At 66.4% G+C, this 24680-nt stretch carries 20 protein-coding genes; 15 read left to right on the top strand and 5 right to left on the bottom strand.

The window, feature by feature from the left end:
• Nucleotides 1–10: 10 nt before the first annotated feature.
• Together grpE and dnaK are read right to left on the bottom strand one after the other, a co-directional pair.
• A complete protein-coding gene (gene grpE / locus A5759_RS18595; protein WP_068200199.1) occupies nt 11–616 on the bottom strand; it encodes a nucleotide exchange factor GrpE in 606 nt (201 codons plus the stop codon).
• Nucleotides 613–2472 carry a molecular chaperone DnaK gene (gene dnaK, locus A5759_RS18590; RefSeq protein ID WP_068200196.1) on the bottom strand — a complete coding sequence of 620 codons (1860 nt, stop codon included), beginning with the start codon at nt 2470–2472 and terminating at the stop codon, nt 613–615. Before dnaK ends, grpE begins: the two co-directional genes overlap by 4 nt.
• Nucleotides 2473–2762: 290 nt before the next feature.
• On the opposite strand from dnaK, the gene A5759_RS26490 reads away from it, so the two are divergent.
• The 4 genes from A5759_RS26490 to A5759_RS18570 all read left to right on the top strand — a co-directional run bounded on the left by A5759_RS26490 (nt 2763) and on the right by A5759_RS18570 (nt 5549).
• On the top strand, nt 2763–2891 hold the full coding sequence (locus A5759_RS26490; RefSeq protein ID WP_255392536.1) for a hypothetical protein: 129 nt from the start codon (nt 2763–2765) through the stop codon (nt 2889–2891).
• A gap of 3 nt (nt 2892–2894) precedes the next feature.
• The gene (locus A5759_RS18580; protein WP_068200190.1) at nt 2895–3809 is read left to right on the top strand and encodes an alpha/beta hydrolase; all 915 of its coding nucleotides are present in this window, start codon (nt 2895–2897) and stop codon (nt 3807–3809) included.
• A 106-nt stretch (nt 3810–3915) separates the two neighbouring features.
• The gene (locus tag A5759_RS18575; RefSeq protein WP_068200186.1) at nt 3916–4764 is read left to right on the top strand and encodes an SDR family NAD(P)-dependent oxidoreductase; all 849 of its coding nucleotides are present in this window, start codon (nt 3916–3918) and stop codon (nt 4762–4764) included.
• Nucleotides 4761–5549: an SDR family oxidoreductase gene (locus tag A5759_RS18570; RefSeq protein WP_068200184.1), complete on the top strand. Its 789-nt coding sequence runs from the start codon at nt 4761–4763 to the stop codon at nt 5547–5549. The genes A5759_RS18575 and A5759_RS18570 overlap by 4 nt, the downstream gene beginning before the upstream one ends.
• Here the strand turns inward: A5759_RS18570 and A5759_RS18565 are convergent.
• Nucleotides 5542–6807: a CdaR family transcriptional regulator gene (locus A5759_RS18565; RefSeq protein WP_068200181.1), complete on the bottom strand. Its 1266-nt coding sequence runs from the start codon at nt 6805–6807 to the stop codon at nt 5542–5544. The genes A5759_RS18570 and A5759_RS18565 overlap by 8 nt on opposite strands.
• Nucleotides 6808–6922: 115 nt before the next feature.
• Here A5759_RS18565 and A5759_RS18560 point away from each other — a divergent pair, with 115 nt between their 5' ends.
• The 11 genes from A5759_RS18560 to A5759_RS18510 all read left to right on the top strand — a co-directional run bounded on the left by A5759_RS18560 (nt 6923) and on the right by A5759_RS18510 (nt 20969).
• Nucleotides 6923–8434, top strand: coding sequence for a wax ester/triacylglycerol synthase family O-acyltransferase (locus tag A5759_RS18560; RefSeq protein WP_068200178.1), 1512 nt, complete (start codon nt 6923–6925; stop codon nt 8432–8434).
• A complete protein-coding gene (locus A5759_RS18555) occupies nt 8431–10047 on the top strand; it encodes a long-chain fatty acid--CoA ligase (RefSeq protein ID WP_082962194.1) in 1617 nt (538 codons plus the stop codon). Before A5759_RS18560 ends, A5759_RS18555 begins: the two co-directional genes overlap by 4 nt.
• Before the next feature lie 11 nt (nt 10048–10058).
• Nucleotides 10059–10655, top strand: coding sequence for a hypothetical protein (locus A5759_RS18550; protein WP_068200175.1), 597 nt, complete (start codon nt 10059–10061; stop codon nt 10653–10655).
• A gap of 51 nt (nt 10656–10706) precedes the next feature.
• Nucleotides 10707–13046: an arylsulfatase gene (locus A5759_RS18545; protein WP_082962193.1), complete on the top strand. Its 2340-nt coding sequence runs from the start codon at nt 10707–10709 to the stop codon at nt 13044–13046.
• Between the two features lie 299 nt (nt 13047–13345).
• A complete protein-coding gene (locus A5759_RS18540) occupies nt 13346–13822 on the top strand; it encodes a hemerythrin domain-containing protein (RefSeq protein ID WP_068200172.1) in 477 nt (158 codons plus the stop codon).
• Between the two features lie 26 nt (nt 13823–13848).
• Entirely contained in the window at nt 13849–14472 is a 624-nt protein-coding gene (locus A5759_RS18535; protein WP_068200168.1) for a TIGR03085 family metal-binding protein, read from the top strand.
• Nucleotides 14473–14500: 28 nt separating this feature from the next.
• Entirely contained in the window at nt 14501–15445 is a 945-nt protein-coding gene (locus A5759_RS18530; protein WP_068200165.1) for an LLM class F420-dependent oxidoreductase, read from the top strand.
• Nucleotides 15446–15484: 39 nt separating this feature from the next.
• Nucleotides 15485–15943 carry a hypothetical protein gene (locus A5759_RS18525; protein ID WP_082962207.1) on the top strand — a complete coding sequence of 153 codons (459 nt, stop codon included), beginning with the start codon at nt 15485–15487 and terminating at the stop codon, nt 15941–15943.
• A 19-nt stretch (nt 15944–15962) separates the two neighbouring features.
• Nucleotides 15963–16415: a hypothetical protein gene (locus tag A5759_RS18520; RefSeq protein ID WP_068200159.1), complete on the top strand. Its 453-nt coding sequence runs from the start codon at nt 15963–15965 to the stop codon at nt 16413–16415.
• 234 nt (nt 16416–16649) lie between these two features.
• Nucleotides 16650–19727 (top strand): adenylate/guanylate cyclase domain-containing protein, encoded by a 3078-nt coding sequence (locus tag A5759_RS18515; RefSeq protein WP_231984694.1) that lies wholly within the window; start codon nt 16650–16652, stop codon nt 19725–19727.
• Nucleotides 19728–19730: 3 nt separating this feature from the next.
• Nucleotides 19731–20969, top strand: a complete 1239-nt coding sequence (locus A5759_RS18510; protein WP_068200154.1) for a glycosyltransferase — start codon at nt 19731–19733, stop codon at nt 20967–20969.
• Nucleotides 20970–20974: 5 nt separating this feature from the next.
• Here A5759_RS18510 and A5759_RS18505 read toward each other — a convergent pair whose 3' ends face one another.
• Together A5759_RS18505 and A5759_RS18500 are read right to left on the bottom strand one after the other, a co-directional pair.
• Entirely contained in the window at nt 20975–22468 is a 1494-nt protein-coding gene (locus A5759_RS18505; RefSeq protein ID WP_068200151.1) for a dynamin-like GTPase family protein, read from the bottom strand.
• Between the two features lie 79 nt (nt 22469–22547).
• On the bottom strand, nt 22548–24464 hold the full coding sequence (locus A5759_RS18500) for a dynamin family protein (protein ID WP_082962192.1): 1917 nt from the start codon (nt 24462–24464) through the stop codon (nt 22548–22550).
• Nucleotides 24465–24680 lie beyond the last annotated feature (216 nt).

Raw genomic sequence — 24680 nt, 5'->3', positions numbered from 1 at the left:
CACCTTCTCATCATTCGGCCTCGGCTTCGTCACCCGAGGCGGGGGCGGTGTCCCCGGGAACCGTGTCCACCACTCCGACCAGGGCGTGGCGCACGACCTGGTCGCCGACCTTGTACCCGCGTCGCATCACGGTGCCGAGGACGGGGTGAGTGCCCTCACCCTCGTGCTGCACGGCCTCGTGAAGTTCGGGGTCGAACTCGTCGCCTTCGGCGCCGAACCCCGAAAGACCCAGCCCCTCAAGGGTGTTGACCAGCTTGTCGGCCATCGCCTTGAGCGGACCGCTCTCGAGGTCCCCGTGGCTGCGCGCGCGGTCGAGGTCGTCGAGGATGGGCAATAGCTCCGAGATGACCGAGGCCTTGGCCCGGTCGGCCGCCACCTGCTGATCGCGCAACGCCCGCTTGCGGTAGTTCGTGAAATCGGCCTGTACCCGCTGCAGATCGGCGAGCAGTTCGGAGGCCTTGTCGGCCTCCTCCCCCGCCGCCGGCTGCGTGGGCGAGCCCGGCGCCGGCTCACCGGCCGCCGAACCCGAACCTGCTTCTCTCACTTCACCGGTGACCGGATCGATGCGCCGTTTGTCGGTGACGGTCACCGGCTCGTGCGGATCGTTTCCTGTCACTTGTTCTCCTTGTCAGCGTCATCGTCGACGACCTCGGCGTCCACGACGTTGTCGTCCGCCTGACCGGCGTCGGCGCCGCCACCCGCGGCCTGCTCGGCCTGGGTGGCCTCGTAGATGGCCTGGCCCAGCGCCTGCGATTCGACGCCCAGCTTCTCCATCGCGGACTTGATCTCACCGATGTCGGTGCCTTCCAGCGCCTTCTTGGCATCGGCGATCGCGGAGTCGACCTTGGCCAGGGTGTCCTCGGGGACCTTGGAGCCACCCTCGCCGCCGCGCTGCTCAGAGACGAACTTCTCCGTCTGGTAGACCAGCGACTCGGCCTGGTTGCGGACGTCGGCCTCCTCGCGACGCTTGCGGTCCTCCTCGGCGTGCGCCTCGGCGTCCTTGATCATCCGGTCGATCTCGTCCTTGGACAGGCCGGAGCCTTCCTGGATGCGGATCGTGTTCTCCTTGCCGGTGCCTTTGTCCTTCGCGGTCACGTGCACGATGCCGTTGGCATCGATGTCGAAGGTGACCTCGATCTGGGGCACACCGCGCGGAGCCGGCGGGATACCGGTCAGCTCGAAGCTGCCGAGCAGCTTGTTGTGCGCCGCGATCTCACGCTCACCCTGATAGACCTGAATCTGCACCGACGGCTGGTTGTCGTCGGCGGTGGTGAAGGTCTCCGACCGCTTGGTCGGGATCGTGGTGTTGCGCTCAATCAGCTTGGTCATGACGCCACCCTTGGTCTCGATACCGAGGGACAGCGGCGTGACATCAAGCAGCAGAACGTCTTTCACCTCACCCTTGAGCACGCCGGCCTGCAGGGCGGCGCCCACCGCGACGACCTCGTCCGGGTTGACGCCCTTGTTGGGCTCCTTGCCGCCGGTCATTTCCTTGACCAGATCCGACACGGCGGGCATGCGGGTCGAACCGCCGACCAGCACGACGTGGTCGATGTCGGACACCGAGATGCCGGCGTCCTTGACCACCTGCTGGAACGGCTGACGCGTCCGGTCGAGCAGATCCTGGGTGATGCGCTGGAACTCGGCGCGGGTCAGCTGCTCGTCGAGGAACAGCGGGTTCTTGTCCGCGTCGACGGTGATGTAGGGCAGGTTGATCGAGGTGCTCTGGCTCGAGCTCAGCTCGATCTTGGCCTTCTCGGCGGCCTCACGCAGCCGCTGCATCGCCATCTTGTCCTTGGTCAGGTCGATGCCAGAGGTGCCCTTGAACTTGTCGACCAGCCACTCCACAATCCGGTCGTCCCAGTCGTCGCCGCCCAGGTGGTTGTCACCGCTGGTGGCGCGCACCTCGACGACGCCCTCGCCGATCTCCAGCAGCGAGACGTCGAACGTGCCGCCGCCGAGGTCGAAGACCAGGATCGTCTGTTCCTTCTCACCTTTGTCGAGGCCGTACGCGAGCGCCGCCGCGGTCGGCTCGTTGACGATGCGCAGCACGTTGAGCCCGGCGATCTGGCCGGCCTCCTTGGTGGCCTGACGCTGAGCGTCGTTGAAGTAGGCAGGCACGGTGATGACCGCGTCAGTGATGTCCTCACCGAGGTAGCTCTCCGCGTCGCGCTTCAACTTCTGTAGCGTTCGGGCGCTGATCTCCTGCGCCGTGTACTTCTTGTCGTCGATCTCCACCGACCAGTCGGTGCCCATGTGCCGCTTGACCGAACGGATCGTCCGGTCGACGTTGGTCACCGCCTGGTTCTTGGCGGGCTGGCCGACCAGCACCTCCCCGTTGCGCGCGAACGCGACGACGGACGGCGTGGTGCGGGAGCCCTCGGAGTTGGCGACGACGACGGGATCGCCACCCTCCAGTACCGCGACGACGGAGTTGGTGGTCCCGAGGTCGATTCCGACCGCACGAGCCATGTTGGTTCCTCCTGGTTTGTCCTATTTGGGGTCTGAGTGCACCGCACTCAAGCCTGCGCCGACGAACCCTACATTGTCAACCAGACTTGAGTCTGTTTCACTCAAGTATCGATTAGACTGAACGGAGCCGCCACGGCTTTTGTTCCCCGGTTCGATCCGAGGCCCGGTATGTGCGGCCGCGACATATCCGCTGCGGGCTTTCGTCACGCCGGCACAAGCGAACGCGAGGTGCGGTGGCCGACTCTTATCCGGACCGCACTGCCGACCGTGCGCGGAGGAAACGAGTCACCGTGTCGTTGTACATATCGGCCGCCCTGATCTGCCTGTTCACACTCTCGCCGGTACTGATCCGGGCGGCGGTCACCGCAGTCCATGCCCTCGGCGCGGCGCGTAAGCACCTCCCGAACACGGCCGCCTGAGCGATGCCCACACGTCCGAGGCGCCGCGCAGGTACCTGGCTGGCCGCGTATTCGGCACAGCGCCTGCTTCCGCTCGTTCCTGCCCCGCGCAGTTTCCGGTTCACCTCGCGCCACATCGCCGGGCCCGGCCGCATCAACGTGCCCACCCGTCACGGCAGCGTCGGCTGCCTGATCTACCTGCCGCATCCGGCGGCGCCGTTGGCCGATGCCAGCGGTGGTCCGCCCGTTACCCTGCACCTGCACGGTGGCGCGTTCATCGTGCGTAACCCCAGACAGGAGGAGTACCTCGCCGAGTACATCGCGGCCGAGGTCGGCGCCGTGGTGGTACTGCCCGACTACGCCACCGCGCCCCAGGCCCAGTACCCGGTGGCTGAGCAGCAGTGCTATGACATCGCACGGTGGTTGCGCCACGAGGGTTCCCGTTATGGCTGGAACACCTCGAGCATGTCACTCTCGGGTGCGAGCGCAGGCGCCAAGCTTGCGGTGAACGTGTGCCAGCAATCACGGGTAGACGATGAGCTGGATTGGCGGGCAGCACTTCTGGCGTTTCCGGTCACGGACCTCTCGCGCTTCGATCGAACGTCGGCCAAAAAGCGGCCGCGGATCTCTCCGACGATTCAACGCCTGGCCATCGAGGCCTATGTCGTCGGCCCGAGCGTCCGGCGCGAACCACTGGCCTCCCCCGTGTTCGACACCGCCCTCGCCGAAGCCATGCCGCCCAGCCTGATATTGACCGGCGCATTCGATACGCTCGGACCCGAAGGTGACGCGCTGGCCACAGAACTCGCTCGCCAAGGTGTGGCCACCACCCACCGCAGCTTCCCCGGCATCGACCACGGCTTCACGAGGAAGCAAACGGATACTGCTCGCGAAGCCATGGCCCTCATCCGTGCTCATCTCATTCGGTACCTGACGTGAGAGGCGCCGGCGTGCGTTGCCATTGTCGTTGCCCCACAAGGGACAAGGGACCAGTTGGCGGCTTCGCACGAGCGATCCACGACGCCACGGCCATAACCTGGTCGCCATGCCTCGATCGAGCTCCCGACTCAGAACCGCAGACCTCACCGACCGGGTGGCGGTGATCACCGGCGCCGGCAGCGGCATCGGTCGCGAGCTGGCGGGGCTGTGCGCCGAACGCGGCGCCCACCTCGCGCTCTGCGACATCGACGACGCCGGTCTGGCCCACACCGCCGACGCGGCTCGAAGCCGGGGAACACAGGTGCTGACCCGCCGTGTCGATGTGTCCGACGCCAAGGAGATGTCCGCGTTCGCCGACACGACGTTCGACCGCTTCGACGGGGTGGATATGGTGATCAACAACGCGGGCGTAGGACTGGTCGGCGGGTTCTTCGACACCAGCGCCAAGGACTGGCAGTGGCTGGTCGGCGTCAACCTGATGGGGGTCGTGCACGGTTGCGACGCCTTCCTGCCCACCATGATTGAGCGCGGCCGCGGCGGCCACGTCGTCAACCTCTGCTCGGCCGCGGGCCTGTTGGCTAATCCACAGCTGAGCGCCTACAGCGCAACGAAATTCGCCGTCCTCGGATTGTCGGAAGCTCTACGGATGGAGCTCAGGCCACACCGCATCGGTGTCACGGCGGTGTGCCCGGGCATCATCGACACCGCCATCACGCAGAACAGCCCGATCCGAGGCGACGGCGACCTCGACGAGCGCCGCGCCCGGCTCGCGTCGACCTACCGCAAGCGCGGGTACTCACCCGAGCGCGTCGCACACAACACCCTGCGCGCAGTCGACCGAGACCGCGCCGTGGCGCCGATCGCCGCCGAGGCGCACGCCATGTATGCGCTCTCGCGCTGGGCTCCGCCGCTGGCGCGGTGGGTTGCCGCCCGGACCGCCGAGATGACGAAATGACGCAGCTGGCGGGCCGACACGCCCTGGTGACCGGTGCAACGGGTGGAATCGGCCACGCGATCGCACAAGAACTGGCCGCGCGCGGCTGTTCGCTGACGGTCACGGGCCGACGCGAGCTGGAGCTCAAGCGGCTGGTCGGCGAGCTTGGACCGGTCGCTCGGGGGCTCACCGCCGACCTCACCGACCTCGATCAGGTGCGCGACCTGATGGACCGCGCAGGTCCGGTCGACGTGCTCGTCGCCAACGCAGGCGTCGGCATCCCGGAAGACCTGGCGATGCTGAGCGACGCCGAGATCGCCGATGCCATCCGCGTCAACCTTCTCGCTCCGGCGGCTCTCGCACGAGCGGCGGTGGGCCCGATGAAGCGACGCGGGCGCGGCCATATCGTGTTCATCTCCTCGGGAGCGGGGCTCATCGCGACCCCGGGCAACGGCTCGGTCTACACGGCGACGAAGTGGGGCTTGCGGGGCCTCGGCCTGGCCCTGCGGCAGGAACTGCACGGAACGGGCGTCGGGGTTTCGACCGTCTTCCCCGGACCGATCCGGGACGCCGGGATGTTGGCCGACACGGGCGTCACCCTTCCGCGCGGATTCGGCACGAGCACACCGAAGGAAGTCGCGCGAGCGGTAGCCCAGGCGGTGGAGCGGAATAGACCGGAGACGACGGTCGCGCCGGCCGGCGTGCGACTGCTTGTCGGATTCGGCGCTCTCGCACCGGTTTTGATAGGTGAGGTCGCTCGACTGGCCGGCGTCGGGCAGGTGCGCGAGGCGATGCTGCCTAGGTGACCAGCTCAACGAGGGCCAGTGCGGCGCGCAACTCGAGGGTGCGCTTGTCCACCGGACGCCCCAGCAGTTCCTCGGCCTGACGGATCCGATAGGCGACGGTGTTCTCGTGCACGTGTAGCCGTTTGGCGGTCCGTCCGCGGCTGCCGTTCTCCTCGAGGTAGGTCCGCAGCGTCGCGGCCAGCCGGCGGGTCGCCTCATCCGTCGCCCCCAGCTTGCCGAGTTCGCGTCGCACGAACGTCGCCGCCTGGTCGGCGTCGACGGTGGCAAGCGCACGCAGCGAGACCGAGTGGTAACGCGTGACACTGCCCGGGGGGCGCCCGGTTAGCCGGGCGACCCGTTGGGCTTCGAGCGACTCGACGTGACTGCTCCGGAAACCCGCGATGCCGCGCGCTGGTTCCCCGACCGCGATCCGTACCCCTGGCGCCGTGACGGTGCGAAAGCGCAACTCGTCGAGCACTTTCGGCGGGACCTCGCTGTGCGAGCCGATCCACGCCGCGGCCGAAAGGATGCCGAGCGGATGCACCAGTGGCTTCTGGTCACCGATCGCCGCGGCGATGTCGCGGATGGCTGACTCCAGCAGTGCTTGGGTGTTGCGGCCCTCCTCATGCGAGTCCAGCCAAGCAATCGCCGCAACGTGCACTCGGCGGACGTCGTGGCGCAACCGCCTGCTCGCCACCTCGGTGTCGATCGGCGCACCGGCCAGGATGGTGCCGATGGTCTCGGCCTGGCTCGCCGCGGCGCTGCGCAGCCATCGGTCGCGCTCTGCCGTGTAGGCCTCCTCCACCAGACACAGCGCGGCGTCCACATAGGCGAACATCCACTCCGAACTCAATTCCGTTGCCAGGATCAACTCCTCGGCGTCGCGCGCGTGGCTTTCCAGGATTGAGGTGAAGTGTTGGGCGGTCGCAGCGTGTCCGAGCCGGTAGCTGCGCATCAGGGTGGCCAACGGGATGGCGTGTTGCGCACCGTCCAGGGCGTAGGCGAGCGTCGGCGATGCTAGCCGCGCCGCCTCGCCGGGATCGGCACCGGCCAGCAGCACTTCGGCGAAATCTCGGATACTGGCCTCGGTACTCGCCCGGTTCACTTCGAGTGCCTCGGCGCTGGCGAGCAGTTCGGGCAGCCGCTCGCTGGTGAAATCGTTGACTGCAGCGGAGATCTCACTCGCCCGCGCCGCGAGTTCGGTGGCCGACGGACACAGCACCGACGACCACACCCGACGTCGGTCCTCACCCTGCGCGCCCGCCCAGGCCAGCTCCATGCAGAGAACGGTATCGCCGCCGGCCACCGGTGATACGCAAAATCCACAACGGCCGGGCACAACGTTGGCGCGCGCAGACAAGAAAGCCGGGGCCAGCCCGGACGACCATCGTCGTATGCGACAACTGACCAGCCTCGACGCCCAGTTTCTGGCCATGGAAAACGCTCGCGTGCAGGGCCACGTCAGCGTCCTCGGTGTCTACGAGTCGCACACCGCGACCGGCCTGCCACTGGATGCCGACCTCGTCCGTGACGTCATCGGCAGCCGCTTGCATCTCTTGCCCACCTTCCGCTGGCGGCTCGCACAGGTCCCGTTCGCTCTGGACTACCCGTACTGGGTGGACGACGGCACTTTCGACATCGAGTACCACGTCCGTGAACTCGCGCTCCCGTCACCGGGTGACGCGGGCCAGCTCGCCGAGCAGGTGGCTCGAATCATCGGCCGCCAACTCGACCGGGCCCGCCCGCTGTGGGAGGTGTACGTGATCCACGGCCTCGCCGACGGCGGTGTCGCGGTGCTGACGAAGATGCACCACGCCGCGGTCGATGGCGTGTCCGGCGCCGAGGTGATGAGCATCCTGCTCGACGACACGACGGACGACACGACGGGTCGCGCGCGCGGACCCGCGCCGGAGGTCCTCGCCGAGAGCTTCCCCTCGGAGGTGGAAATGCTGGGCCGCGGCCTGGTGGGCCTGCTGCGCCAGCCGTTTCGGGTGCTGCGCGCAGGCCCGACAGCGTTGCCACACCTCGACGATGTGCCGACCATTCGGCACCTGCCCGGCGTGAAGGCCGTTGCGCGCAGCAGCCGGTTGGTCAAGCGCGCGTTGCGGGGCGGGGGGGGCGCCGCGACTCTGCGGGGCTGCGACATCTCCGCGCCGCGCACCCGGTTTCAGGCCCGCGTGTCACCGCACCGCCGCGTCGCCTTCGGCTCGTTGCCACTCGGCGAGGTCAAAGACGTCAAGAACACGTTCGGGTGCACCGTCAACGACGTCGTCCTGGCCATCTGCACCGCAGGTCTGCGGTCCTGGCTCGCTGACCAGTCCGAGCTGCCCGACGAGCCGCTGGCCAGCTTCATCCCGATGTCGGTGCGAACCCCGGAGCAGCGCGGCACCTTCGGCAACCGGGTCTCTGTGATGTTGACCGCCCTGCCCACCGACGAGGCCGATCCGGTTGTGCGGCTATGCCGCATCAACGAGGCGATGAGCGACGCCAAAGAGCGCCACCGTGCGCTGCCCGCATCGCTGCTGCAAGACGCCAACCACTTCATCCCGCCGGCGCTGTTCGCTCAGGCGGCCAGGGCGACGTCGCGGCTGGCCGGCCTGCGCGGGCTGAATCAGCCTGCGAACGTGATGATCTCGAATGTCCCGGGCCCGTCGGCCCCGCTGTACCTCGGTGGCGCCCGCCAACGCGCGCAGTTCCCGGTTTCGGGGGTTCTGGACGGAATCGGCATCAACATCACCGTGATGAGCTACCAGGACTCGCTCGAGTTCGGCATCGTCGTCGACCGCGAACTCGTCGACGACCCGTGGCCGATCCTCGACGCTCTGCGCGCCGGCCTGGACGAGCTGCGTGACGCCGCCCATGCGGCGAATTCAACTGTGCCGCAGAGCAGGGAGGCGACCAAATGACCGCATACACGCTGCGCAGCAACAGCATGGACGATTACCAGCTCACGCTGACCGCCATCGTGGAACGGGCCGAACGGTTCCACGCCGACCAGCCGGTAGTGTCTCGCCGCCCCTCGGGGGCGATCAGCCGGACGACCCTCGGCACCTGCGTGAGTCGGGCGCGGCGACTCGCCGGGGCACTGTCGGCACTTGGCGTTCGCGAGGGCGAACCGGTGGCCACACTGCTCTGGAATCAGAGCGAACACCTCGAACTGTATTTCGCGGTTCCCGCCATGGGTGCGGTCATCCACACACTCAACCCGCGGCTGTTCCCCGACGAACTCGGCTTCATCGTCGGTGACGCCGAGGACAACGTAATAATCGTCGACGAGTCGTTGTTGGAGGTGTTCGAAAGCTTCCGCGACGCGCACTTTTTCACACATGTCATCGTCGTCGCGCACACCGGTGAAGCACCGGCGGGCACGCTGGACTATGAGTCGCTGATAGCCGACGCCGAGCCTGTCGAGTGGCCCCGCCTCGACGAGTCCCGCGCGGCGGCGATGTGCTACACATCCGGCACCACCGGGCGGCCCAAGGGGGTCGTGTATTCCCACCGAGCGCTTACGTTGCATTCGCTCGTCGCCGCGCTGCCCGACCAGCTGGCGGTATCGGCACACGACACAATCCTTCCCGTCGTGCCGATGTTTCATGCCAACGCGTGGGGCTTGCCGTACGCTGCGGCGCTGGCCGGCGCTCGCCTGGTGTTGCCGGGGCCGCGGCTGGATGCCGAGAGCGTGCTCGATCTGTGTGCCGCTGAACGAGTCACGATGACGGCGGGTGTGCCGACGGTGTGGACGGGGATGCTCGCGGCACTCGACGCCGAACCGGACAGGTGGGACCTTTCGGAGCTGGACCGGCTGATCGTCGGGGGCGCGGCCGTGCCGCGGTCGATGTTCGAGGGGTTCGACCGCCACGGCTTGACTGTCGTGCAGGCGTGGGGCATGACCGAGACCGCACCGCTGGGAGCGGTCTGCCGGCTGCCGGGGCACCTCCTCGAGAGCGAGCGTGACGAGCAGTATGGCCATCGCACCCGGCAGGGTGTCGCCACCCCGTTCTTCGAGATCCGGGCGCGCGACGACAACGGAGCCCTGATCGTCTGGGACGACGCCGCCATGGGCGAGTTGGAGGTGCGCGGTCCCTGGGTGGCGTCGAGTTACCACGGCGGGCGGGGCGCCGAGAGCTTCACACCCGACGGCTGGTTCCGCACCGGGGACGTGGTGCGGATCGACCCGCACGGCTGCATCCGGATCTGCGATCGGTCGAAAGACCTCGTCAAGTCCGGCGGCGAGTGGATCTCCTCGGTGGACCTCGAGAACCAGCTCATGTCGCACGCCGCCGTCGCGCAGGCCGCCGTGATCGCGGTGCCCGACGACCGCTGGGGCGAGCGCCCACTGGCCGTCGTGGTGCTCCGCGACGGCGGGCGGGCGTCGGCCGATGAACTGCGCGACCATCTGGCCCAGGAGTTCGCCAAGTGGCAACTGCCCGACCGGTTCGAGTTCATGGAAGCGATCCCCTGCACCGCCACCGGCAAGTTCAAGAAAACCATCCTTCGAAACCTGTTCGCCACAACCTGAAAGGACGCACCATGAGCAGATTCGACATCACCCAGACCAACCGGGCCGTGGAACGCTTGATCGAGACCACGGACAACCCCCGTCATCTCTACCTGCTGCACGCCTACAACCGGCACCGCTACCTGGAGATGGCTGGCCGGTACGAGGAGATCTTCGCCCCGGACATGACGGTCGAGAAACCCGTGTACCACTTCAGTATGCTCGGCAAGACTGTGACCGTCGAGGGCGCGGATGCCGTCAAGACGCTCTACCGGCAATGGCGAGATACGGCGCAGTGCGTTTTCTATGCCGATGACGAGAAGCTGGCGATCAGCGACGACATGATCGTGTCGACGTCGTTCATCTATCAACAGACCCCCGGCGCCATCTTGGCGGCCGAGGGGGTGCCCGCCGATCCTGAGGCCACCTACTTGGTCAAGACCGCCGAGCACATGATCTGGCCCTATGCCGACGGACTACTCGTCGGTGAGGACGTGTGGGAGTACGACGAGACCGCACGGGAGTTCATCGTGCTCGACCCGGCCGACGTGCTCACCATCGATCAATCCGCTGCGCTGCTCGATCCGTTGATCAAGCCGCTGCCGGAACACAATCCGTTCCTGCGGTGACCACGGCCCCCAGTGTCTAGGGTGATGAGTCGGAACCGGGGAAGGACAACCATGCCCGAACGCGCTGACACCGAGATGGTCGCTCCGAAGCTGCCGTGGGGTGAGACACTACCGTTTCCTCCCACCCCGTCGGCGAGTGTCGCCGGGCGCACGCTGAAGGAGTCGACGTACGCCCAGCGAGTGGTCCCGTGGCGCCTGCACGACGACGCACCCAACATCGTGATCGTGCTCATCGACGACGCCGGCCCCGGCCTACCGAGCACCTTCGGCGGCGAAGTGCGCACCGGCACCATGGATCGGGTCTGTTCGGAAGGTGTGTCCTACAACAGGTTCCATACCACTGCGATGTGCTCACCGACCCGCGCGTCGCTGCTGACCGGACGCAACCACCATGAGATCGGCAACGGCCAGATCGCCGAACTGGCCAACGACTGGGACGGTTACGCCGGCAAGATCCCGCGCTCCAGCGCGACGGTGGCCGAGGTGCTCAAGCAGTATGGTTACGCCACAGCCGCGTTCGGCAAATGGCACAACACCCCCGCCGAGGAGACCACTGCCGCCGGGCCGTTCGAGAACTGGCCAACGGGTCTGGGTTTCGAGTACTTCTACGGGTTCCTCGCGGGAGAGGCCTCGCAGTACGAGCCGCATCTGGTCCGCAATACCACCGTCGTCGCCCCACCGCGGACCCCTGAAGAGGGGTATCACCTGTCGGAGGACCTAGCCGACGACGCGATCTCCTGGTTGCGTCGGCACAAGGCGTTCAGGGCTGAAAGACCGTTCTTCATGTACTGGGCCAGCGGCTGCCTGCACGGCCCGCACCACATCATGAAGGAGTGGGCCGACAAGTACGCGGGTCGGTTCGACGACGGTTGGGATTCCTACCGGCAGCGGGTGTTCGACCGGGCCAAGGAGAAGGGCTGGCTGCCTCCTGACTGCAAGCTCACCGAGCGCGACGACTCGCTGGCCTCCTGGGACAGCATCCCCGAGGACGAGAAGCCGTTCCAACGCCGCCTCATGGAGGTCGCGGCCGGTTACGCCGAGCACGTCGACGTCCAGGTCGGCCGTATCGCCGACGAACTGGACGCGCTGGGGTACGGCGACAACACGCTGTTCCTCTACATCTGGGGCGACAACGGTTCGTCGGGTGAAGGGCAGAACGGAACGATCGCCGAACTGTTGGCACAGAACGGGATTCCGACAACAGTGCGCCAGCACATCGATGCGCTCGACCAGCTGGGCGGTCTGGACGTGCTGGGTTCGCCGCTGGTCGACAATCAGTACCACGCCGCGTGGGCGTGGGCCGGCAGCACGCCGTACAAGGGGATGAAACTGCTCGCCTCTCATCTCGGTGGAACCCGCAATCCGATGGCGGTCAAGTGGCCAGCCAAGATCGCCGCGGATTCCACACCACGTGATGTGTTCCTGCACTGCAACGACATCGTTCCCACCATCTACGACATCGTCGGCATCACTGCGCCGCGAGTGGTCAACGGTGAACCTCAGATCCCGCTGGCCGGTGCCAGTTTCGCCGCCACCCTGACCGATCGTGACGCCGCTGGCGGCAAGAAGACCCAGTACTTCGAGATCATGGGCAGCCGCGCCATTTATCACGAGGGGTGGCTGGCGTGTGCCCGCGGGCCGCGGCTCCCGTGGGTGCCAGGACAGCCCGAGGGCATTGCCACCTGGACACCCGATGCTGACGCCTGGGAGCTCTATCACCTCGACGAGGACTGGTCGCAGGCCGAAGATCTGGCGCAACAACAGCCCGAGAAGCTGACCCAGATGCGCGAGATGTTTGCCATCGAGGCTGCGCGCAATTCGGTGCTCCCAATCGGCGGCGGATTGTGGGTGCCCGTCTATCACCCCGAGTTGCGGATCGCTCCGCCCTACCGGGAATGGGTGTTCTCCGGAGACATGGTGCGCATGCCGGAGTTCTGCGCCCCCGCACTGGGCAACACGAACAATGTCCTCACCATCGACGCCGACCTGCCCCCCGACGCCAACGGCGTGCTGTATGCACTCGGGGCGGCGGCCGGAGGGCTGACCTGCTACCTCGACGACGGGTACCTCTGCTACGAGTACAACCTGTTCATCCTGCAGCGCACGAAGATTCGATCGCGCGCGAAGATGCCGCCGGGGCACACGACGATCTCGGTGCAGACCCGCTACGCCGAACAGCGACCCGCCGGACCACTGGACATCACTCTGTTTGTCGGAGGTGAAACCGTTGCGACAGGACAGGTTCCAGTGAGCGCTCCACTGTTGTTTACCGCCAACGACTGCCTCGACATCGGTACCTGCCTCGGTTCACCGGTTTCGCTGGATTACCGCGAACGCGCCCCGTTCCCGTTCGAGGGGCGTATCGACCGCGTCCATGTCATCTACACCTGAGATTCGACGGATCGGTCGCACGGCGGTCTGTGTACCGGAGGTCAGCTATCACCTGCCCCCATGGACTCGGGTGCGGCGATGTGGCCGCTGAACTCGGCCCGCTCAGCTGATGAGCTGTATCGGCGCACCCAGCTTCGGTGGGTCTCGGCCTCACCTACCGCCTTGGCCAGCAGACCCCTGCGGGCTTCGGGTCAAGTCTCGCTCCGGGAACTTCGCACATCAAGGCCACGCTCATGCCCCGCTTCCGATGGCTGTTCCAGGAGCGACATCGCCCGCTGCACGGCGTAGCCTCGCGGAGGATGTGCCAATACTGCGGTTGCCGCGACATACCCTTGATTCGCGACTACATCGCCGAGCATGCTTACGTGCTCAACCTGGGCGGCGAGGCCGTCCGGCGCATCGACCGCGGCGACCTCGACACCGCGCGACGCCTGCTGGCCGAAATGGCCGAGGAACTCGAGTCCCACTGGCGCGGCGAGGAGGAGGGCCTGTTCAAGGTGCTCTCGCGCGATGAGCTGTTCACCGAACACATCGAGCCCCTTATTCGCGAGCACCGGGATCTCGCCGAACTCCTCGCCAACGTCGACTTGACCCGAACGGCCGATCAGCGGGCCATGCGCGTCGCCGTCGAGGACCTCTGGGAGCACACCCGCAAGGAAGAGGACGGAATCTTCCCCGCCTCGCTCACGGAACTGGACGGCGAGGACTGGGACGCCGCGATCGCTGCATGGCACGAGGCCCACCCCGGCCGCGAGATGGTCAAGTGGGGTGTGTAATGAGCGGCCGTCCCTAAGGTGGAGAGATGACCGCCGCACAACGGGAACGCGCCGCACTCGTCGAGACCATGCGCGAGGTCGGGCCCGACGCCCCCACCTTGTGCGGGGACTGGACGACGCGCGATCTCGCCGCGCACCTGGTGGTACGCGAGCGCAGGCTCGACGCCACGCCGGGCATCATGGTCCCCGCGCTCGCCGGCTACACCGACAGGGTCCAGCGGCAGACGGCCCAGGGGTCCGAGTGGGAGGAACTACTCGACAAGGTTGCCTCGGGCCCGCCGCTGTACTCTCCGTTCAAGCTGCTCGACCCGGTCGCCAACATGGGCGAGATGTACATCCACCACGAGGACGTCCGTCGCGCGCGATCCGGTTGGGAGCCAAGGCCTCTGGACGACGGCACGGTCAGCGCCCTGACGCGTTCGCTGCCGCTGATGGCGAAGATGACGCTGGCAAAGGCGCCCGCGCGGATGACGCTGAAGACGCCGCAGGGCAAGGTGCTGGCGGTCGTCGGAAAAGGCCAACCGCTGACCATCGTCGGCGAAGCGCAGGAATTGCTGTTGTTCATCTCCGGTCGCGACGAAGTGCGCCTCGACTTCGACGGCGACCCGGCGACCGTCGAGTCGGTGCGCGGAAACCGGCGGGGGTTGTAACCCGCCGATCGTGCCTAAGCTGGCGTGTGTGAGCTCATCGCCTGACTTCCGCGTCTTCGTCGAACCGCAGCAGGGCGCCACCTACGCCGACCAGCTCGCCGTCGCGCGAGCCGCCGAAGATCTGGGCTTCTCCGCGTTCTTCCGATCCGACCATTACCTGGCCATGAGCGGTGAGGGCCTGCCGGGCCCGACCGACTCCTGGGTCACGCTGGCAGGTATCGCGCGCGAGACCTCCACGATCCGGCTGGGAACGATGGTGACCTCCGCGACCTTCCGATATCCGGGCCCTCTTGCGATATCGGTCGCCCAGGTCGACGAGATGAGCGGGGGCCGAGTCGAATTCGGCCTCGGCGCGGGCTGGTTCGAGGCCGAACACCAGGCGTACGCGATCCCGTTCCCGTCGCTTGGCGAACGATTCGACCGGCTCAGCGAACAGCTGCAGATCATCACCGGTCTGTGGACGACGCCGCAGGGTGAGACGTTCGACTACTCCGGCCGGCACTACACTGTCGTCGACTCTCCCGGCCTGCCCAAGCCCGCGCAGTCGCCGCACCCGCCTGTGATCATCGGCGGTCAGGGCGCCAAGCGGACGCCGGCGCTAGCGGCGAAATACGCCACCGAGTTCAATGTCCCGTTCGTAGGACTGGACACGGTCAAGACCCAGTTCGAGCGCGTCGCCGCGGCCGTGTCCGATGCTGGGCGTTCCGCCGATTCGATGACGTACTCCGCGGCGTTCGTGCTGTGCGCCGGCCGCGACGACGGCGAGATCGCCCGCAGGGCGGCCGCGATCGGCCGCGAGGTCGACGAATTGCGGAGCAACTCCCCGACGGTCGGCACGGCCACCGAGATCGCCGGCAAGCTGGGACCTTTCCTCCAGGCCGGCGTGCAACGCATATACCTGCAGGTTCTCGATATGTCAGACCTCGCCCACCTGGAGTTCGTCGCCCGCGAAGTGCTTCCGCAGTTTCGCTGAGCGGGCGCACACGGGCCCGCGGCCCTACGATCAGTGGCCGTGCCCGGCGGCAACAGCAACGACCACGACCGCGGTGGGGACCCGCCGCAGCAGCCCTGGTACAACCGCACGCCGGAAGTCGTCGGCGCAAGCCTGCTCGGCCTGGTCGCGATCGGGCTCCTGGTGTTGGCGGTCTCCTTCGTTGCCGACCGGTCCAGCGAGCCGGCCCAGGCGCCGCTGAACTACGTGGAGCCGACGTTCACCCCGACCGAGACCCAGACGGCCACCACCGCGACCACCGGAACGGTCGCCACCACCAGCCCTCCCGAGACGACGGAGATCAACGACCCGCCGCCCTCGGAAACGACGACTTCCGGCAGCGAGACGACCTCGAGCAGTGAGACGACGACCAGCAGCGAACGACCGCCCACGAGCGAGGCTGACGTGGACCGGACCACGACCCGCACGACGCGCCGACCCCGGACGAATGTGACGCGCACGCTCTATCCGTACCCCTGAGCGCCTACTATCGGTGGCCGTGGCGCGATACGGACCTCCCGACCCGAACCATCCGGACAACGAACCGACGGCGTACATCAATTACGGCGACGGCGGCCCCGGCGTGCCGCCCGAGGAGCCGGTTCCCTGGTACCGCAAGCCCGCTGCGCTGGTCGCATTCGGCGCGATCGGCGCCCTGCTCGTCGCCCTGATCGTGTGGGGCCTGGCCAGCCTGATCAGCGGTAATGACTCCACTACCGAACCCACGTCGCTGACGCCGCTGACGACGACGGCGCGGACCACCGCCACCACGACGGTGTCTCCCCAGACCGTGACCGAGACCATCACCGCGCCACCGGTGGCGCCCACCACCACGGAGCCGACCACCACAACGACCACCACGACGACCACTCCGCCGCCGACGACGAGCATCAGCACCGAAACCAGCACCGAAACGGTGACCGAGACGGTGACGGCGACGCCGGCTCCATAGTCGGTGCCGCGCAAGGGCCGGGCCAAGCTGCCGCTGCGCCGACTTCTCGGTTATCCGCCGCTTCGCCGAGAGATTTGCGATGATCACTTCGGAAATTGACGGCGCAGGAGATATCGGGGGATGGCCAGTCCGTCCAGTGAGATCGCCGATCGGTGTGGGTCGTGTGGCCATGACCTCCGCGCCGGAGCGCGCTTCTGCGACGCCTGCGGAGACCGGGTTACCCAGCAGCAGCCCGTGGGTGAACGCAAGCAAGTAACGGTGCTGTTTGCCGACGTGGTCGCCTCGATGGAACTCGCGGCGCGGCTCGATGCCGAGCGCCTGCAAGAGATCATGCATGAGCTGTTCAACCGCGCTGGGGCGGTGGTGCAGCGCTACCAGGGAACCGTCGACAAGTTCACCGGCGACGGCTTGATGGCATTGTTCGGCGCTCCAAGGGCTCTCGAAGATCACGCACTGCGGGCCTGCACCGCAGCGCTTGAGATCCAGTCGGCAGCCCGAGAGCTCGCGACGGAAGTGCGAAATCGGGACGCCGTCGCACTGCGTCTGCGTGTCGGCCTGAATTCCGGTGATGTCATCGCTGGTGAAGTCGGTTCGGGCCCAGGCAGTTACACGGCAATCGGTCATCCCGTCGGAATGGCTCAACGAATGGAGGCGGCCGCTGCGCCGGACACCGTGCTGTGTTCTTTGTCGACGGCCCAGCTCGTCGAAGACGCAGTGCGGCTCGGCCCGCGCCATGCGATCGCGGTTAAAGGCAGTGACAAACCGGTGACTGCACGAGAGATCCTCACCGTTGAAACCGACCAGACTGTACTGGGCCGCAACGAAGGACCGATGCTCGGCCGCCACGCCGAGCTGGATCGACTACAAAACCTCTTCGCCGCGCGACGGGGATCGCTGGTCGGAATCGTCGGCGGCGCCGGCGTCGGGAAAAGCCGGCTCATCCGGGAGTTCGGCGCGGTCGCGGCCAACGAAGGCGCCCGAGTGGTAGTCGCCCGCTGCGAAGCACACACCACACAGCTCGCGTTCCGTGCAGTGACGCGGTTGCTGCGCGCCATGTTCGACGTCGAGGCACAGAGTGATGCCGACGCTCGCGAGCACATCCTGGCGACGTGCGCGGGACTCGATCCTGACTCGTTGGACGCACAAATACTTTTCGACGCGGCGGGGATCTCGGACCCGAAAGCAACTGCTCTGCACATCGGTGTCGACGGACGGCGGCGAAGACTGGCCGAAGTGATGGGCTCTGCCGTGCAGGCGCATTCGGGCAGATTCTTGTTCGTTCTTGACGACGCGCATTGGATCGACGAGCCCAGCGACGCTATCCTCGCCGATTTCGCTGGCAGACTCGCGGGAACGACGTCGATGTTAGTGACAACCTACCGTCCCGAGTTCCATGGTGCATTACACCGCCATTCTCAGCACAAGCTGACAATGGAGCCGCTTACGAATTCGAAATCTTTGGAGCTGCTAGGCCAGCTTCTGGGCACTGACCCATCGCTTGCCGGTGTCGCGAAGCGGATCGCCGACGCGGCGGCCGGTTACCCGTTCTTCATGGAGGAAATCGTTCGTGACCTCGCCGGCCGCGGGGCACTGACCGGAAACCGGGGAAGCTATCGCCTGATCGCGGATATCGGCAAAATATCCGTTCCAGCAACGGTCCAGGCCGTGCTCGCGGCTCGAATCGACCGCTTGTCCGCCGACGCCAAGGCGATTCTGAATTCGGCGGCCGTGATCGGTGGCCGGTTCGACATCGACACCCTCCGGATACTGCGCGCAGAGGCGGTAACAGCGGGCTTGGCTGAGCTGGTGGCTGCCGAAATGATCGACCAGACGGAATTTGTTCCGCAGCAACGCTATTGCTTCCATCATCCGCTGGTGCGCGCGGTCGCCTACGACTCGCAGCTGAGCGCAACCCGCCGCCGAGCGCATCGTCGACTTGCGGCCGCCATCGAAGCACGCGACCCAAGTGCCGCCGACGAGAATGCGGCACTGATCGCGACCCATCTCGAAGCGGCGGGCGAGCTCTCGAGTGCGTATCGGTGGCACATGCGGGCGTCGGAATGGCTCCGACCGCGGGATCTGGCAGCGGCACGGACGGGATGGGAGAACGCACGTCGCATCGCAGATCGACTGCCCGACAACGACAGTGACGTCATAGCAATGCGCGTCGCGCCCCGGACGATGCTGATGTCGACACTACTGTACGTCGGCGATGCCTCCGATACCGATGAGCGGTACGAAGACTTTCGTGATCTGGCGATGGCGGCGGGCGACCTGAAGTCGCTCGCTCTCGGCACGGCCGGACGGATGTTCTCCCTGACGGTCAACGACTTCCGCGTCTCTGATGCAGCGGCGATGCTGCCACACCTGGATGCGTTAGCATCCAGTATCGAGCTCGATGCTGCGACGCGTGGAATCATATTGAACGCAATAGCCTTTACCCAATTCGCGAGTTGCGAGTTCGAAGCTGCTCTGCAGACAGTCACCGAAATTGTCAACCTCCTACCAGAGGCGCCGGCCGTTGAAGTCGCCCCCGCCGTAGCACTTCGAGGGGTGATCGAAGCGTGTCTAGGCGAGTCCGAGACGGGCCGCCGGCACCTCGAAGAAGGGTATCGGCAAGCGCGCTCGCTACCTCCCATCAACTATGCGTCGGTGCAGGTTTATTGGGCGGTCATGGTGACGCTCGGCCTCTGCGAAGCAGGCCATTTGGTCGATAACACATATGATGCGCTCAGTCGCGCGACGGCGTTCGGGGATGCCTGCGGCATCGTCATCGCGCGATGGACGTACGGCACGGTATTGCTGCGCGCGGGCGAGGAGCACCGCGGGAAGGCAATAGATGCGCTCCGCAAAGCGCGGGCGGGCATCAACAAGTACCGGGTTGGGGTAGTCGGATTGACCACGATCGGCAGAGATCTCGCCATGGATGCCGCGGGCCAGGGGAAACTGGACCAAGCGATCAGTGAGCTTCGAGTTGTCCGGGCGCAGAGCAAAGGGTGTGCACCGGTTTTCGGTGTAGTCGCGCAAGAAGCTCTAGTCGAGCTCCTGGTCGAGCGAGGAACAGCAGATGATCTCGCGGAGGCACATCGAATCGTCGCTCAGTGGCACGACGAACGCCCCGGCGCGCCTGCTCTCGATATGTGGTGGATGAAGTCGCGCGCCCTACTGGCGAAGGTCGAAGGCCGCTCGGCTGACTACTTGGATCTCGCGGGCCGGTACCTCGAGTTGTGCGAAACGTTAGACGCGCGAGGCAGACTGGCAGAAGCACACCGGTTCGCAAGCAAATCGACTGCGCAGGCTGAGACGGTGTGAGAGATGGCCACAGTCTTGGCATACACATCCCCCGCGTTGGGGCACATGATGCCGATCAGCGCACTCTGCATCGAGTTGTCGCGCCGCGGCCACACCATCCATCTCCGCACGCTGTCCAGCGTGGTCCACATGGCCACACGTCTGGGTTTCGACTCCGCCCCGATCGACCCCCGCATCGAAAGCATCCCGCTCGGCGACGGCGACATGACCGATCCTCGCCGAGCCCTGCAGGTCGGTGTCGCGGCCTTCGGTCGACGCGCCGCGCACGAAGTCACCGACCTCGCCGCCGCGATCGATGGCGTCAAGCCCGATGCTCTACTGATCGATGTGAATTGCTGGGGGGCGCGCTCGGCGGCCGAGGCCGGTGAGATCCCATGGGCGTGCTTTTCGCCGTACACACCGCCTATGCGGTCCCGCGGAGTGCCGCCCTTCGGGTTAGGCCTCAAACCGATGCAGGGAATCTTCGGCCGGGCCCGTGATTCGGTGATAGAAGCAGTGGTCACTAAATCCATCGAAAAGGTGATGTTGCCGTCGATCAACAGCATCCGTACCGATGTAGGCCTACCACCGGTGACGACGACCGATGAGTACCTGCGTCAGGCACCGCTGATGTTTGTCGCCTCTGGCAAGCCGTTCCAGTATGAGCAGACCGATTGGGGTGATGCGGTCCACATGATCGGGCCCTGCGCACTCGACCCTGCCTCGGACGCCAGTGCCGACTGGAGGGAGTCTATCGACCAGCCGCTAATCCTCGTCGCGACGTCGTCGGAAGCGCAAGCCGACACCGACCTCGTTGCGACAGCTCTTGTGGCGTTAGCCGATGAGCCGGTGCATGTGGTGGCTACCGTCCCGACTGGACCGCCGAAGAACATGAGCATTCCGCCGAACGCGACGGTGTGCGGAATGGTCCCTCACAAAGCAGTCCTGGACCGAGCCGTGTGCGCGATCACGCACGGCGGAATGGGTGTGACACAGAAGGCACTGCAGCACGGCGTACCGGTGTGCGCAGTGCCCTTCGGACGCGACCAGTTCGAGGTTGCAAGGCGCGTCGAAGTGGCGAGATGCGGCACGCGACTGCCCGCGAAAAAGTTGTCAGCGGCACGGCTGCGTCTCAAAGTTCGCGAAGCCATGACGATGACCGCGGGTGCCAAGCGGGTCGCAGCGGGATTTGCGGCGACGGGGGGAACATCGTTCGGCGCCGACCTGTTCGAGCAACGAATACTCGACCGCTCCGGTCGTTGACGCTCTCACCGCCCGCGTGCGGCGTAACCGGCCACCAACGCCTCTGCGCTGCGGACCGCCGCCCGGCACGCCCTGGTGGTGAACGGGTCGTTCAACGGATGTTCCGCGCGCCTGCGCCAGCGCTGTGCGGCCGCGAACGCCGCGCGCGGCCCGTCGTACGGGTTGTCCGGCTGCAGTCCGAGCCTGCTGGCCGCGTCGGTACCCGAACCGCCGATCATCCGGCGCAGCGAGGCCATCTCGTCGTCGTTCAAGGTCGTTGGCCGCGAACGTAACTGGCTCAGTAATCGGAGCTCTTCGAACGCGTGCGTGTCCGCGAGCAGCGGGTCGATATCGGCCAGTATGTAGGGCGTCGCGTAGATCGGGTTGGCCTGCACGAACTGCCGTAGCGACAGCAACGCGGTGTGCGCCTTGAGCAGATCCGACCGCTGCCCGAACTGCTGATCGATGACCTCTCGCAACGCCACCAGTCCGCTGCGCTCCAACAATTCGTCGGCCAGCGCCACCGAATCGCTGACACCGGCGCGCAGCACCGCAATCGAAATGCGGATCCCGAACATGCCGAACCGGTCCAGCAGTGCCGCCCGCGTCGCCGCATCCACCGGCAACTGGCTGTCGTCGCGCACGAAGCGGTCGACCGACAGCATCGCCTTGGTCAGCTCGGCGGCGTCCACCCCGGCCAACTTCTCCAGCGCGACGAACTCGCTCTGCCGCAGCGTCCGTGCCGTCAACGCCAGCAGGCCGGACACCGGAACCACCGCCTGACACGTCCCGGTCCGCTCCATCTCGGCGGTGAACCGCGTCGCGACATCCTTGGCCGACAGCATCGCATCGATGCGGCCTGCCCCGATCTCGTCGGCGCGAGAGGCCACGCCGATCACGCCCAAGGCGCCCGCCGAACCGCCGACCAGCTCGCCGATCTGCTTGAGCAGCGCGATATCGGCGGCGTTCAGCGTCCGCAACAGAAAGACCACCGCATCGACCCTTGGCACCCCGTCCCCGGGTACGAGCAGGCGCAGAGTGCGCTCCGAGACGTCGCGGGACAACGACGACGTACCCGGAGTGTCGATGATCGTGGTGTCGATCAGCTCGGCGGCCGGCCACTCCACATCGAGGTCGACGATGTCCTCGGGGTCGAGCGTGGCGAAGTCGAACGTCAGCCCGCCCTCGTTGGGATCGCGCCCGATCGGCACGTTGGATCGCCTGCCGCCGCGATGATTCGCGGTCACCTTCGGTGTGGGACCGTGCCGGAACCACGTCACGATCCGGGTGGCCTCGGTGGCGTCGGTCGGCGCAATATCCTCGCCCACAAGCGCATTCACCAACGTAGACTTGCCCGCCTTGAGCGTGCCGGCCAGCGCGATCCGGATCGGCTGGTTGAGCCGACCGCCGATGCGTTCGAGCTCGTTGTGCACATCGGGGCGATGAGCATATGCAGGATCGGCCTGGTACGCCTGGATGGTTCCACCCAGGATCGCGCGTACCTGGTCGCTCGTGCTCATCTCGCGCTGCCCACCAATGCTCCTGGCTGCCCTCCGGCGTTCGGCGATAGCCAAGAGTCCAGCTTATGCACCGCCGCGGCTACGTGGTCCCGACGGGTTCAGGCACGGATTCGGGTGGCATCAGTTTGGTGGCGTGCTCGGTGACCTGATTGAGGATGTTCAGCTGGCGCTCGAGTTCCTTGATCCGGCCGCTGCGTTCGGCCTCCTGCACCTGCGCGGCGGCGATGGTCGCCTGCAGCGACTCGTTGAGTGATCGAGAGGTCTGGTTGGCGATGCCGCGGTAGTGGTCGCGCAGCTGCCGCTGGATCGCCTTGAGCCGGTCGCGCGATTCCTTGCCGACCGCGAACTGCGTGTCGTCAAGGAAGCGGCGGGTGTTGGTCTTGGCTTCGTTGCGGACCCGCAGCATCCGGTTCTCCATGTTCTCGCGGTACGCCGTGCGCCCCATCAGCAGACCCGCCCCCAGCGAGATCGGGTTGAACATGCCCAGACCCGCGAACGACGTCATCATGCCGAACATCAAAACGCCGCCGTACGAGCCCTGCATCCCCATGGTCAGCTTGCGCCCCGCACGGACCGGCCTGGCCTCCAGCTTGCCCACAGACTTCATCTCCCCGAGGCTGGCGCCCATCCGGCTGGGGTCGAGCTGGGGCATGCTGACCGCGTCGAGACCCGCCTCGACGAACGTGCGCGCGACGTCTGCGGCCAGCGCCTCGGCTCGTTGGTACGCCCAGACGAAGTTGTCGCCCACGGCCGTGGCGACCGCGTTCTCGAGTTCGGCTCCGATTTCGGCCCAGTGATGCGTCGGGTCGCAGGTGTCGATGACCTTCTCGATGTGTTGGCCGATGATACGGAACCGCCCGCGCAGGTCATGGTCGACATCTGCGGTCAGATCGGCGATCCCGTCGTTGAGTACCTGCTGCCACAATGCTGTCTGCTGCAACGCATCCTGGGCCTCCTGCTTGCGCCGTTCGAGGTCCTCCTTGAGCCGATCCCGCGTGTCGGGGTCGTTGAGTGCGGACAGCTCGGCCTTGACCTTGAGCGTCAAATGTTCGGCAGCCGAATAGATCTCGTTGACCACATGGTCGCGGATCCGGCCGTTCTGCAGCGCCAGCACCTGCTCACTCAGGAACTTCACGATGGCCGGGAAGTTCGACTCTTCGTTGAGTTCCTTGTCGTTGAGCGCGATCGCGTGGCTGCGCAGCAGCGAGGAGGCCGGGATCATCGGGACGGTGACACCCGCGCGTTGCAGGTGCGCCTTGTTGGCCTCGACGATCTGGCGCCAGTGCGGGTAGAGATCGGTCTTGGTCGCGACTATCGTTGCGACAGGGCAGATCTCGAAGGCCTGCCGCATGAACGTCATCTCAGGTTCGGTGAACTCCTGGCTGGTGTCACTGCACATCAGCAAGGCATCGGCGTCGGGCAGCAGGCCCAGCGTCGCCGACAGATGGGGTTGACCGTGCCCGCCGACGCCTGGGGTGTCGACGAACGCGAGTCCATTCTTGAGCAGCGGGCTGGCCGCGGTCACCTCGACCCGGATCACCTCACGCCCGTGGGCTTGCGGCGCCCGGCGCAGATCGTTTTTGATGTCGGCCATCGAGATCTCGACGGCCTCGGGTTCCTCACCTTCGCCGCGCGCCACGATCAGCTTGGCGGCGGCGGTCTCGCCGTAGGTCACCACGGTCGGCAGCACCGTGCTCTCGTCGTCACCGACCCGCGAGACAGGAACGTTCAGAAGCGAGTTCAACAGCTGGCTCTTGCCTTGTTTGAGCTGTCCGGCGATCACCACCCGGATCTGCGGGTCTGTGATGCGGTCCTTGGCCTTGGCCAATCGCTCGACCAGATCGGCACGATCGTTGGCGTCGGCGATCCTGCTGGTGTGGTCGATCAGCTCGACGATGACCCTTGTTTGTTTGGCCGGCTCGCCGGGTGAAGTCTGTTTGGCCGGCTCGCCGGCCTTCGTTTGTCTGGCCGGTCGTGGGTCGTTGCCTTGGGTCATGAAGTCCTCGCGTCCGGGTGGGCCGGTGAGTCAACGGTAGACGTGCCGACTGGCGGGGATCGTGGATTGATCCCCGCCAGTGGCGTTGTGCGGTTGGGCTCAGAACAGGCCGGTGTCGACGGTGGTGTCCACATCGACATCGGTGTTGACCTGACCGGAGTTGTCAGTCGAGTTGTCCTGTCCGGAGTTGTCGACCGAGTTGTCGACCGAGTTGTC

It is taken from the genome of Mycobacterium sp. 852014-52144_SCH5372336 (genome assembly GCF_001665615.1).
GTDB lineage: Bacteria > Actinomycetota > Actinomycetes > Mycobacteriales > Mycobacteriaceae > Mycobacterium > Mycobacterium neumannii_A.
Note: the sequence above shows the minus strand (reverse complement) of the source record. Positions and strands in the feature narration are given on the sequence as shown.